This window comes from Halarchaeum rubridurum (assembly GCF_014647115.1).
Taxonomy (GTDB): domain Archaea; phylum Halobacteriota; class Halobacteria; order Halobacteriales; family Halobacteriaceae; genus Halarchaeum; species Halarchaeum rubridurum.
This window is the reverse complement of record NZ_BMOO01000011.1, coordinates 19,151-30,553: the sequence shown is the minus strand read 5'-3', so window position 1 is coordinate 30,553 and position 11,403 is coordinate 19,151. Positions and strand designations below refer to the sequence as shown.

Genomic DNA, 11,403 nt, shown 5'->3' with positions numbered 1-11,403 from the left:
TCCAAGACGACGTTCGTATTCCCACCAAATCTCCCCGGACACTTAACCCCCTCGAACCACACTCGCTCAAAGCGAGTCGCGTCGTGGAGGGAGGTCCGCGACGACCGGTGGGCGTTCGTCGGTGGCGCCGGGTGAACCGGGCCACGTCACGTCGTTCGCATTCATTCAGAATGCCGGGGTACATAAAAGCCCGTCGAACCGACCCCCGCTTCGGGATGGCGAGTCACGGGATGAACGTTCGCCAGGAATCCGGGTGCGGTGGCGGGGCGGACGTTTTTGCGCGGTCGGGCCGTACGCCTCGGTATGCGTATCGGGTTGCTCTCGGACGTCCACGCGAACCGGGTGGCGCTGGAGGCGGTGTTGACGGACATGCCGGACGTGGACCGACTCCTCTGTGCGGGCGACGTCGTCGGCTACAACCCGTGGCCCGCGGGGTGCGTCGAACTCCTGCGCGAGCGCGACGTCCCGACGGTGATGGGGAACCACGACCGGATGCTCGCGTCAGGGCGAAACTTCGGGGCGAACGGGATGGCGGCGGCGGGTATCGCGCACGCCCGCGAGCTGCTCGACGCGGCGGGCCGCGAGTGGGTCGAGTCACTCCCCCGTGAGCGCGTCGCGTGCGACGGGCGCGTGAAGGTCGTCCACGACCACCCCGAGCGGGTCGACCACTACACGTACCCGCGGGAGTTCTCGCCGGCGCTCCTCGGAGACGAGGAGGTGCTCGTCCTCGGACACACGCACGTCCAGGGGCATCGTGCGTTCGGGGACGGTCTCGTGGTGAATCCGGGGAGCGTCGGTCAGCCGCGCGACGGCGACCCGCGCGCCGCGTACGCGATAGTCGACCTGGACGAGAAGGAAGTCGAGGAGCGCCGCGTGGAGTACGACGTGGAGCGGGTCGTCGACGCCGTGGCGGACGCGGGACTCCCGGAGGGAACGGGGAGTCGGCTCCGCGAGGGGCGATGAACGGGACAGCACGTCGCAGGGCGCGGGGTACGCCGTCGTGAGCCGGCCGCTCGTCTACGGGGCTCTCTCGCTCGTCGCGCTCCTCGTGGGTGCGACACTCGGATTCGCTCTCCTCGGTCCGGTCGGTGCGGTCCTGTTCGGCGTCGGCGGCCCCGTCGTCCTGTTCGTCACGTGGGGAGAGACGAGTGAGAGAGAACCGACGCCGGAGGTGCGGCCGGGAGAGCGAGACGGCGAAAACGGGGGGAGCTAGCAGACGGGTTTGGGGTTGACGCCCATCGACTCCAGCTGTTCGGTGTACTCCTCGTAGGCGGCCTGAATCGCGGCGTCGGCGGCGGCCTTCGCGGCGTCCCAGTCGTCCTCGTCGGCACAGACCTCCGCGAGGAGGGCTGTCGCGGCGTCGAGTTGCCCGTCGAGGTCGTCCTTGAGCCCGCGGAACGTGCTGGCGGTCATCGGGTCGGCTTGCCCGGTGAAGAAGCCCGTGTACTGCTCCTTGGATTTCTCGGTGGCGAGGATGCGCCCGATCATGCCGCCGGCGCGTTCGACGGTCGTATCGAGGTCGCGGAGGAACGCCTGCATCGCGGACGGTTCCCCGGAGGGGTCGTGGTCGTCGAGTTCGCCGAGGACGGTCTCGTAGTGCTCGCGTTCCTGGTCGGCGGCGTCGGCGAACGTCTCACCAGCGGGGGTGTCGGTGCCCTCGTCGGCGGCCCAGTCGGCGAACGTCTCGGCGGCGGCGTGCTCGGCGTCCGCGGCGGCGCGGAGTACCTCGTCGGGTTCGAGTTCGCCACCGGTGGCGGCGTAGAGTGACTTCGAGGAGCCGAGTCGGCTGAGCGCGGTGTCGTTGTCGTCGCGGACGGCCTCGACGAACTCGTCTGGCGTCATGGACGCGACTTGCACGCGGGAAGCCTAATACCCACCGTCACCGGCCGCCGGACCGGGAGTCCCGGCGCGGCCGCTGTCCGTTCGTGAAAAACGGAGGAAGGTAAACTCGGTATCGACGGGCGACCCGTGTTACTCGCCGCTGCCGGTCTCGATGGGGGCGTCGACGAGGTTGCCCCACTCGGTCCACGAGCCGTCGTAGTTGGTGACGTCGTCGTAGCCGAGGAGTTCGGAGAGCGCGAACCACGCGATTGAGGAGCGCTCACCGATGCGGCAGTAGGCGACGACCTCCTGGTCGTTCGTGACGCCCTCGTCCTCGTAGAGCTCCGCGAGCTCCTCCTTGGACTTGAAGCGGCCGTCCTCCTGGACCGTCGCGGCCCACGAGACGTTCTTCGCGCCGGGGACGTGGCCGCCGCGCTGGGCGGTCTCCTGCAGTCCCGGCGGCGCGAGAATCTCGCCGCTGTACTCCTCGGGCGAGCGAACGTCGACGAGCGGGATGCCGCGGTCGATGGCGTTCTCGACGTCGTCGCGGTAGGCGCGAATGGACTCGAAGGGGCCGCGCGGCGTGTAGTTCACGGAGTCGAAGTCCGGGACCTCGTCCGTGGTCGGGTAGCCCTCGTCGAGCCAGTAGTCGCGGCCACCGTCGAGGAGGTAGACCTCCTCGTGGCCGAAGTACTTGAACTGCCAGTAGGTGTAGGCGGCGAACCAGTTGGAGTTGTCGCCGTAGAGGACGACCGTGGAGTCGTCGCTGATGCCGTGTTCGCCCAGCAGCGTCGCGAAGTCCTCCTTGGAAAGGATGTCGCGCTGCGTCTGGTCCTGGAGCTGCGTCTCCCAGTTGAACCCGATTGCGCCGGGTGCGTGTTCGTCCTCGTAGGCTTCGGTGTCGACGTCGACCTCGACGAGTCGATACTCGGGGTCGTCGGACTGGAACTCGTCGAGGTGGTCTTCGACCCACCCTGCGCTGACGAGCACGTCGTTGGCGTAGTCGTCGTCTACCATATTCACCGATTGTGACCCCACACATATAATCCTGCGTGCCCTCGCAGGTTCCCCCGCACCTTCCGATTTCGCGCAGATATTGCCGTTACTCGGTGCGAGGAGGGTCGCACGTGTGGCCACCTGCCCCCGGAAGCAGCAGTTGTTGCTCGTTTCTGTGAGCGGCGTCGGGCGCCCGCGTTCGGCGCGTGGGACGACGTGGGACCCGAAGCGGTATCCACTCGGGCGGCGTAGGTCGGCGCGATGGACGAGGACGTCATCGTCTCCGCCGAGTGGCTGGACGCGCACAGAGCAGAGCCGGGGGTCGTCGTCGTCGACGTCCGCGACGCGTGGGAGTACGACGGCATCGGCCACGTCCCGGGCGCGGTCAACGTTCCCTTCGACGCCTTTCGCGGCGGCGGCGAGGAGGGGATGCTCCCGCCGGAGGACGAGTGGGCGACGCTCCTCGGGGAGTGCGGAATCGACGCGGACACGACGGTCGTCGCGTACGACGACACGCACGGGGTGTTCGCGGCGCGCTTCCTCGTCACCGCGCTGCTCTACGGACACGACGACCTCCGCCTGCTCAACGGCGACTACTCGGCGTGGATGCAGGGCCACGAAACGAGCACGGACGAGCCCGACGTCGAGACCACGACGTACGCGGTCGAGCGCCCCACGGAGTCGCCGCTCGTCACGATCGACGAGGTCGCGGCGGCGACCGAGGCCGAGAACACGGTCGTCGTCGACACGCGCGAACCCGCGGAGTACGCCGAGGGCCACATCCCGGGTGCGGTGAACCTCGACTGGAAGGAGGTGGTCGATGAGGAGACGCGCGGGCTGAAGGCGCGCGCGGACGTCGAGGCGCTCTTCGCCGAGAAGGGCGTCACGCCCGAGAAGCACGTCGTGCTCTACTGCAACACCGCGCGCCGAATCAGTCACACCTTCGTCGTCCTCCGGTGGCTCGGCTACCCGGACGTCTCCTTCTACGAGGGGAGCCTCACGGAGTGGAAGGACGCCGACCGGCCGCTCGAAACCGGGGACGCGGACGGCGACGTGAGCGTCGAGGGGGCGAGCGGCGACGCGAACGCGGACGACTGACCCCTGGTACCTCAACTCCGGTACTTCCCTTCCTCGTCGGCGAGCAGCGAGACCGTCTCGACGAGGAGCGCGACGACGAGCGGGCCGACGATGACGCCGAGCGCGCCGACGGTGAGGAGGCCGCCGGTGAAGCCGACGAAGTAGAGGCTCCCGGGGATGCGCGCGGTGTGGCGCGAGAGGCGGGGACGGACGAGGGGGTCGGGGAGCCACGCGACGAGCGCGCCGGCGACGACGAGGACGGTGAGTGCACCCGTCACGTCGCCGACGCTCGCCCGGTAGAGCGCGAGGCCGACGACGACGAGGCTCGGCCCGACGACGGGGAGGAACTGGAGGACGCCGCAGACGAGCGCGAGCGTCACGGGGTAGGTGAAGCCAAGCGCCCAGAAGACGGGGACGGCGACCGCTGCCGTGACGAGGGCCGTTGCGGCCTGGAGGACGTATATCGCGTAGAGCGTCTCGCGCGCGCGGCCGGAGAGCGCCGCGACGACGTCGTGATAGCGGAGGGGGACGGCGGCGAGGACGGCCGATTCGGCGTCCTCGTGGGCGACGAGGAGGCCGAAGACGAGGACGGCGAAGAGGGTGAACTTGATTCCGAGGACCGGGAGCGCGCCGAGGACGGAGAGGGCGGTGTCGCGGAAGACGCCTTCGGCGGTCGCGGTGAGCGTCGAGACGTCGACGGTGAACGCGACGCCGACGACGGTGACGTCGAAGGCGTCGGGGAGCGCGCGAACGAACGCGAGGACGCCGCTGGAGCGGACGTAGAGGAGGTAGGCGAACGCGCCGGCGGGGACGAGCGAGACGACGGCGGCACCGACGGCGGTCGCGGCGGCCGCCCACCAGGGGTCGAGCCCGCGGTCCTCCACCCGGTAGTAGAGCGGGACGAGAAGGTAGGCGACCGTGGTGGCGAAGACGACGGTCCCGAGGACGCCCGCGAGGACGACGAACGCGAGCGCGGCGACGAGCACGAGGAGGGCGATGAGGACGGTGCGGCGGGCGTACGGCACGGACGGGGGTTCGACGGGCGGGGGTAAAAGCGCACCGCGGAACCCGAATGTAGGGACCCGAGCCGACGCGTGCGACCGAGGCGTGTGGCCCGACGCGTGCGACCGACGGGGGAAGCGAGGTCGGCGCCGCGGGCGTGGGGCGGCGCGGAGCGGCAGCCCGGACCGACAGCTACGAGTACCACCGAGTGTGACCACGACGTAGTGAAACGACGCCACTACCTGCGGGCGGCCGGCGCGACGGGGGTCGTCGCCCTCGCGGGGTGTGCGGGCGGCGGTGATACCGGGGGCGAGGAGACGAACGCGACGGCGGGGTCGGCGTCCGGGACGCGGACGCTCACCGTGGCGACCTACCCCTCGTACGTCGACGGCGAGGGGTCGCCGGGCGCGTGGCTCAAACGCGAGTTCGAGGCCGCACACGACGACGTCACCGTCGAGTGGACGACACCCTCTTCGGGGTCGTCGAACGTCACCGAGTACGTCCAGCGAAAGCGCCGGGGTGCGGCCATCGAGGCGGACGTCTACGTCGGGTTGAACACGGACGAGCTGGTGTTGATAGACCGGGAACTCGACGCGCCGCTGTTCGAAACGGTCGGCGACGACCTCTCGCACGCGGGCGACGTGAAGGAGGGGCTGACGGTGGACCCCGAGGGGCGCGCGCTCCCCTACGACACGGGGTACATCACGCCGGTCGTGGACGCGACGACGCTCGACACCCTGCCCGAGACGTTCGACGACCTGCTCGACTCGCGCTACCGGGGCGACCTCCTGACGGAGAACGCCCAGAGTTCGGACACGGGGAAGGCCTTCCTCCTCCACACGGTCCACGAGAAGGGCGCGGACGGCTACCTCGACTACTGGCGCGACCTCCTCGACAACGACGTCCGCGTCCTCGACACGTGGCAGGCGGCGTACAACGCCTACACGGCGGGGGAGGCCCCGATGGTCGTCTCCTACTCGAACGACCAGGTGTACGCCGCGAACGAGGGGCGGGACCTCGACGCCTACGAGATCGTCTTCCTGAACGGCGAGGGGTACGCGAACCCCGAGAGCATGGCCGTCTTCGCGGACAGCGACGTCCCCGACCTCGCGCGGGCGTTCGTCGACTTCGTGCTCTCGCCGGCCGCCCAGGACGTCGTCCCGCAGCGCAACTACCAGTTCCCCGCGACCACGACCGGGTCGCTCTCCGGCGCCTACGCGGAGTACGCGAAGACGCCGCCGACGCCGGTGACGCTCACGTACGACGACCTCGCGGGGCACGTCTCCGAGTGGGTCGAACAGTGGTCGCGGCTGGTCGCGCAGCACTGACACGGTGGTCTCGACCGACCGCACGACGCCGAGCCGCCTCGCCGCCGTCCGGTCGCGCGCGGCCGGCGTCGCAGACGCGATCGGCGCACGCGGGGCGTTCCTCGCCACCTGCTGCGTGCTCCTCGTCGTCTTCTACTACCCCGTCGGCACCGTGCTCGTCGCGGCGTTCACCCGAGGGGGCGACCCGTCGCTCGCGCCGCTGTGGGCGACGCTCACCGACCCGTTCTACTTCGGCGCGCTCGCGGGCACGCTCGCCGACCCCGCGGGCGTCCCCGGCGGACTCGTCGCGTGGGTCGAGGCGGGGTTCCCCGCCGTTCGCACCGGCCTCTTCGGGTTCACCGCGTACCTCGCGCTCCTCGGCACCGCGGGGGCCGTGGCTGTCGGCCTCCCGGGCGCGTACGTCCTCGCGCGCTACGAGTTTAGGGGGAGAGAGACGATTCGCTCGCTCACCGTCGTGCCGTTCGTCCTCCCCGCGATCATGGTCGCGGTCGGGTTCACGACGATGTTCGGGACGAACGGCGCGCTCAACGACGTCCTCGGCCTCCTCGGGCTCCGCGTGGACGTCGCCTTCGGCCTCCCCATCGTCGTCGCCGCGCTCACCTTCTACAACGCGCCGCTCGTCACGCGCTTCGTCGTCGCCGCCGCCGAGACCGTCGACGTCCGCGCGGTCGAGACCGCCCGCACCCTCGGCGCGCCGCGCTGGCGGGCGGTCCTCGACGTCGTCGTTCCCCAACTCCTCCCCTCCTTCCTCGCGGGCGTCCTCCTCGTCTTCGTCTTCGACTTCATGGCGTTTCCCATCGTCCTCGCGCTGGGGGGGCTGCGCCTCGCCACCGTCGAGGTGTGGATTTACTCGCTCGCCTCCGACCTCCGGCTCGGGGAGGCGGCGTCGCTCGCGGTTCTCGAGGCCGCGGTCACGCTCGCGCTCACCTACGTCTACCTGCGCGCCGAGCGCCGCGGGGGGCGCGACACCGCGGCCGCGTCCGTCCCGCGCGTCCCGCTCGTCGGTCCGCCGAGCGCCGGTCGCCTCCTCGCGCTCGCGTACGCGGGCGTCGCCCTCGTCCTCTACGTCGGCCCGCTCGCCAGCATGGTCGCGGAGAGCCTCACCCGTGGGGGGTCGCTCTCGGCCGCGAACTACGCGTTCCTCCTCGCCCAGCAGTTGGGGAGCGGCGGCGCGCGCCCGACGGTCGCCGTCTCCAACAGCCTCCTGTTCGCCGTCGGCGCGGTGGCGCTCGCCGTCCCGATGGGGGTCAGCGTCGCCGTCGTCACCGGCGGCGGCGGGCGACTGCGGCGGGTCACGGGCGCGCTCTTGATGGCCCCGCTCGCGGTCAGCGGCGTCGTCACCGGAATCGGGCTCCTGCGCGGCCTCGTCTTCGGCATCGATATCCTGGGGTATCACCTCTCCGTCACGGGCCCCGTCGCCATCGTCGCCGCGCACGCCGTCGGGGGCTACCCGTTCGTCGTGCGGAACGTCGCGCCCCTGCTCGCGCGCGTCGAGGACGACCTCGTCGCCGCCGCGCGCACCCTCGGTGCCGGGCCGGCGCGGGCGTTCCGGGACGTCACTCTCCCGCTCGTCGCGCCGGGCGTCGTCGCGGGCGCGGCGTTCGCCTTCGCCATCAGCGTCGGCGAGTTCAACGCGACTATCGTCCTCGCGCGCGACGGGGCGTCGTACACGATGCCGGTCGCCCTCGAACGCTACCTCTCGAACCCCTCCGTCGGGCCGTACCTCGGTCCCGCGGCCGCGATGGGGACCGTCCTCCTCGTCGTCACCGCGGCGAGTTTCGTCGTCGTCGAACGCCTCGGCGGGCGGTGGGGGCGATGAGCCTCGAACTCGCCGACGTCGAGCGGGCGTACGGCGACGCGGTCGCGCTGCGCGGGGTCGACCTCACCGTCCGCGACGGCGAGTTCTTCACGCTCGTCGGCCCCTCGGGATGCGGGAAGACGACGACGCTGCGCTGCATCGCGGGCCTCGAAACCCCGGACGCGGGCGCGGTGCGCTTCGACGGCACCGACGTCTCCGGGGTCCCCCCGGAGGACCGGAACGTCGGCGTCGTCTTCCAGCACTACGCGCTCTTCCCGACGATGACGGTGCGCGAGAACGTCGCCTACGGGCTGCGTTTCGACCCGCCCGCGGGGGAATCGGTCGAGGAGCGCGTCGACGACCTGCTCGCGCTCGTCGACCTGACGGGGATGGGCGAACGCGACCCGGACGAACTCTCCGGCGGCCAGCGCCAGCGCGTCGCCCTCGCCCGTGCGCTCGCCCCCGCGCCGGACGTCCTCCTCCTCGACGAACCGCTCTCCGCGCTCGACGCCCGCCTGCGCGACGAGTTGCGCCTCGAACTCAAGCGCGTCCAGCGCGAGCTCGGCGTGACGACGGTCTACGTGACGCACGACCAGGCGGAGGCGCTCGCGGTGAGCGACCGACTCGCCGTGATGAACGACGGCCGCGTCGCCCAGGTCGGCGACCCCGAATCCGTGTACGAGAATCCGGAGACGCGGTTCGTCGCGGCCTTCCTCGGCGAGAACAACTGTCTCGACGGGCGGGCGGTTGGAGGGGAAACGAGGGGGTCTCTCGTGCGGGTCGGGGACGCGTCGTTCACCGTCGCGGGCGACTACCGAGGTGCGGTGACGTGCTGTATCCGGCCGGAATCGCTGGACGTGAACGCCTCGCACAATCGCTTCGAGGCGCGCGTCGCGGAGTCGGAGTTCCTCGGCGACGGCTACAGGGTGCACTTCGACTGGAACGGCCGGTCGGTCGTCGCGCGCCTCGACGACGCGCCGACGGGCCGCGTGACGCTCGGTTTCGACCCGGACGACGCGGTCGTCCTGGAGCGCTGACGCTCAGGGCGCGACGCCGACGGTGAGCAGCGTCCCGAGGGTCCGGTAGCGCTCCACCATGTCCGCGCGGGTGTCGAACCCCTCGTGGGGGAAGGCGTCGGCCTCGGGGATGTCGACCTCGCGGTCGGGAATCGTGTCCTGTTCGGCGACGTGGAGGCCGGCGTCGCGGAACGCCGCGCGGTACTCGGATTTGTCCCAGCGCGTCATCTCGACGCCGATGCCGTCCTGCCAGCCGTGCGAGTGGACGTTCTCCTCGTAGTAGTTCACCGCGCAGTAGAAGGTGCCGCCGGGGCGGAGGACGCGGGCGACCTCCCGGAGGGTGTGGTGGGGGTCGGGCGCGTAGTAGAAGGCCTCCATCGAGAAGACGTGGTCGACGCTGTCGTCCGCGAACGGGAGGTCGTCGAAGTCGCCGACGACGTAGCCGACGGCGGGGTCGTCGGTGTAGGAGCGGGCGTTGCGCGCCATCTCGGGCGACCCGTCGAGGCCGTACGCCCGGCCGACGCCGCGTTCGCGGAGCGCGCGGAGGGCGTACCCCGAACCCGTCCCGAGGTCGAGGACGGTGTCGCCCGCCTCGACCGGCATCCGCGCGAGCGCGTGCTTCGCGGTGTGCCAGTGTCGGTCCTCCATCCCCTTATCGCGGCCCGAGGCTGCCCACTCGTCGAACTCGGCGCGGACGCTCATGGGGGAGTGGACGGCGCTCGGCGAGTAAAGCGTTCGGTACCACGTGTGGCCGGTCGGCAGGGCTCGTGGAGGAGCCGCGTCGGGGGAACGTGCGCCGCAGTCGCGGCGACGGGACTCCTCGTCAGAGCCAGAGCCGCCCCGTCGGCCGCGCGTTCCCTCGACGCAGCTACTCGTGCGTGTACGTCGCGTCGGGCGCGACGTCGTGGGTCGTCGCGATGCCGGTGCGTTCGAGCGCGTAGTGGCCGAGCAGGTGGGCGACGATGGCGACGACGATGCCGTTCAGCGCCGGGATGCCCGGGAGGAGGGAGGGGGCGGCGACGCCGGGGACGACGGAGCCGGCGGTGAGGACCGCGCCGAGACAGCCGAGGACGTACGCGGCGACCGGGACGGGCCGGAGAACGGCGAAGGAGACGTCGTCCATCCGGGGGACGCGGAGGCGCCAGCGGACGAGGAAGTCCGCGATGACGACGCCGCCGAGCGGCGGGACGTAGGTACCGAGGACGTTCAGCCAGGGGACCAGGAGGCCGGAGGCACCGAGGAGCGCGAGCGCGATGCCGACGACGCCGCCCGCGAGGACGAAGGGGCGCTTGCGGTCGTAGCCGAAGGCCTCGCTCCCGGCGACGCCGAAGGCGTACGCGGAGTTGTCGTTCGTCGTCCAGATGTTGAGTATCAGCGCGACGAGACCGACGGTGGCGAGTCCCTGCGCGGCGAGCACGGCGTAGAGGTCGCCGGCGGGCGTCACGTCGTAGACCGCGCCGCCGACCGCGCCGCTGACGAAGAGGAAGCCGTTCCCGAAGAGGAACGCGACGAGGCCGGCCCAGAAGGCGACGCGGGAGTTCTGGGCGAAACGCGCCCAGTTGGGGGCTTGTGTGCCGCCGCTGACGAACGTGCCGACGACGACGGTGACGGCCGCACCGAAGGTCATCGTCGTCCCGGGTTCGCCGGCGACGTGCACGAGGGCGTCGAGGCCGCCGACGTCGCCCGCGGCGAGCCAGATGGAGACGACGCCGACGACGAAGAGGACGGGGACGGCGACGAAGGAGAGTTTCTCCATCCCCTCGTATCCGACGTAGGCGCTGGAGAGGTGGAGGACGCCCCAGAGGAGCGTGATCGCGGCGACCAGCGTCGGGTCGGTGACGCCGAGGTAGGCGGCGGTCGGGCCGGCGACCATCGGGATGGTGACGCCGAACCAGCCGACCTGCGTGCCCCCGAGGAGGAGGTCCGCCCACTTCGCGCCCGCGCTCCCGAACGTGTAGCGGGCGAGGAGGACGGTCGTGAGACCGGCGCGCGCCGCGACGAGGCAGAGCGTCGCCACGTAGACGCCGAGGATGGCGTAGCCGACCGCCATCACGGTGAACGTCCGCTCCATCCCGAGTGCCGCGCCGACCTCCGCACCCGACCACATCGTCCCCGCGAAGAAGACGAAACCGAGGAGGACCGCGGAGATGCTGAGGAGGTCGCGGCGTTCGCTCCGCGGGACGTGATCGACCGGCCAGTCCGGGTCGGCCAACCCCTCCTTGCCGAGCACCGCGCGCCTGAGTAGCCGCCGCCAGTTCGTGTCTACCATGGGTGTGTTACCCGTACGGCACGCCCGGACGGGGTAAACGGTGTCGATACACCACACGGGAGGCGGATTTGCGAGCGAACGGCATCCTTTTCCCCG

11 protein-coding genes are annotated in these 11,403 nt (G+C 71.1%); 6 read left to right on the top strand and 5 right to left on the bottom strand.

Features of this window, described 5'->3' with window-relative positions:
- Positions 1-303 precede the first annotated feature (303 nt).
- Together IEX84_RS14025 and IEX84_RS14020 are read left to right on the top strand one after the other, a co-directional pair.
- The gene (locus IEX84_RS14025) at positions 304-963 is read left to right on the top strand and encodes a metallophosphoesterase family protein (RefSeq protein ID WP_188873181.1); all 660 of its coding nucleotides are present in this window, start codon (positions 304-306) and stop codon (positions 961-963) included.
- 37 nt (positions 964-1,000) lie between these two features.
- Positions 1,001-1,213, top strand: coding sequence for a hypothetical protein (locus IEX84_RS14020; RefSeq protein ID WP_188873180.1), 213 nt, complete (start codon positions 1,001-1,003; stop codon positions 1,211-1,213).
- Here the strand turns inward: IEX84_RS14020 and IEX84_RS14015 are convergent.
- Both IEX84_RS14015 and IEX84_RS14010 read right to left on the bottom strand, forming a co-directional pair.
- Positions 1,210-1,842, bottom strand: a complete 633-nt coding sequence (locus IEX84_RS14015; RefSeq protein WP_188873179.1) for a rubrerythrin family protein — start codon at positions 1,840-1,842, stop codon at positions 1,210-1,212. The two genes, IEX84_RS14020 and IEX84_RS14015, sit on opposite strands and share 4 nt — an antisense overlap.
- A gap of 129 nt (positions 1,843-1,971) precedes the next feature.
- Positions 1,972-2,838 carry a sulfurtransferase gene (locus IEX84_RS14010; RefSeq protein WP_188873178.1) on the bottom strand — a complete coding sequence of 289 codons (867 nt, stop codon included), beginning with the start codon at positions 2,836-2,838 and terminating at the stop codon, positions 1,972-1,974.
- A gap of 240 nt (positions 2,839-3,078) precedes the next feature.
- On the opposite strand from IEX84_RS14010, the gene IEX84_RS14005 reads away from it, so the two are divergent.
- Positions 3,079-3,915: a sulfurtransferase gene (locus tag IEX84_RS14005; protein ID WP_188873177.1), complete on the top strand. Its 837-nt coding sequence runs from the start codon at positions 3,079-3,081 to the stop codon at positions 3,913-3,915.
- 11 nt (positions 3,916-3,926) lie between these two features.
- Here IEX84_RS14005 and IEX84_RS14000 read toward each other — a convergent pair whose 3' ends face one another.
- Entirely contained in the window at positions 3,927-4,919 is a 993-nt protein-coding gene (locus IEX84_RS14000) for an AI-2E family transporter (RefSeq protein ID WP_209590463.1), read from the bottom strand.
- A gap of 201 nt (positions 4,920-5,120) precedes the next feature.
- Here IEX84_RS14000 and IEX84_RS13995 point away from each other — a divergent pair, with 201 nt between their 5' ends.
- Genes IEX84_RS13995 through IEX84_RS13985 form a run of 3 tightly spaced genes read left to right on the top strand, consistent with a single transcriptional unit; the run spans position 5,121 to position 9,059 of the window.
- A complete protein-coding gene (locus tag IEX84_RS13995) occupies positions 5,121-6,224 on the top strand; it encodes a thiamine ABC transporter substrate-binding protein (protein WP_188873176.1) in 1,104 nt (367 codons plus the stop codon).
- 4 nt (positions 6,225-6,228) lie between these two features.
- Positions 6,229-8,043, top strand: coding sequence for an ABC transporter permease (locus IEX84_RS13990; protein ID WP_188873175.1), 1,815 nt, complete (start codon positions 6,229-6,231; stop codon positions 8,041-8,043).
- On the top strand, positions 8,040-9,059 hold the full coding sequence (locus IEX84_RS13985) for an ABC transporter ATP-binding protein (RefSeq protein ID WP_188873174.1): 1,020 nt from the start codon (positions 8,040-8,042) through the stop codon (positions 9,057-9,059). Before IEX84_RS13990 ends, IEX84_RS13985 begins: the two co-directional genes overlap by 4 nt.
- Before the next feature lie 3 nt (positions 9,060-9,062).
- Here the strand turns inward: IEX84_RS13985 and IEX84_RS13980 are convergent, their stop codons facing one another.
- Together IEX84_RS13980 and codB are read right to left on the bottom strand one after the other, a co-directional pair.
- Entirely contained in the window at positions 9,063-9,740 is a 678-nt protein-coding gene (locus IEX84_RS13980) for a class I SAM-dependent methyltransferase (protein WP_188873173.1), read from the bottom strand.
- A gap of 166 nt (positions 9,741-9,906) precedes the next feature.
- A complete protein-coding gene (codB, locus tag IEX84_RS13975; protein WP_188873172.1) occupies positions 9,907-11,307 on the bottom strand; it encodes a cytosine permease in 1,401 nt (466 codons plus the stop codon).
- Positions 11,308-11,403 lie beyond the last annotated feature (96 nt).

Bases quoted from the DNA above. Each gene is read 5' to 3' on its own strand.
- IEX84_RS14025 (WP_188873181.1), top strand. From the start codon at position 304: ATGCGTATCGGGTTGCTCTCGGACGTCCACGCGAACCGGGTGGCGCTG.
- IEX84_RS14015 (WP_188873179.1), bottom strand. From the start codon at position 1,842: ATGACGCCAGACGAGTTCGTCGAGGCCGTCCGCGACGACAACGACACC.
- IEX84_RS14010 (WP_188873178.1), bottom strand. From the start codon at position 2,838: ATGGTAGACGACGACTACGCCAACGACGTGCTCGTCAGCGCAGGGTGG.
- IEX84_RS14005 (WP_188873177.1), top strand. From the start codon at position 3,079: ATGGACGAGGACGTCATCGTCTCCGCCGAGTGGCTGGACGCGCACAGA.
- IEX84_RS13985 (WP_188873174.1), top strand. From the start codon at position 8,040: ATGAGCCTCGAACTCGCCGACGTCGAGCGGGCGTACGGCGACGCGGTC.
- IEX84_RS13980 (WP_188873173.1), bottom strand. From the start codon at position 9,740: ATGAGCGTCCGCGCCGAGTTCGACGAGTGGGCAGCCTCGGGCCGCGAT.
- codB (WP_188873172.1), bottom strand. From the start codon at position 11,307: ATGGTAGACACGAACTGGCGGCGGCTACTCAGGCGCGCGGTGCTCGGC.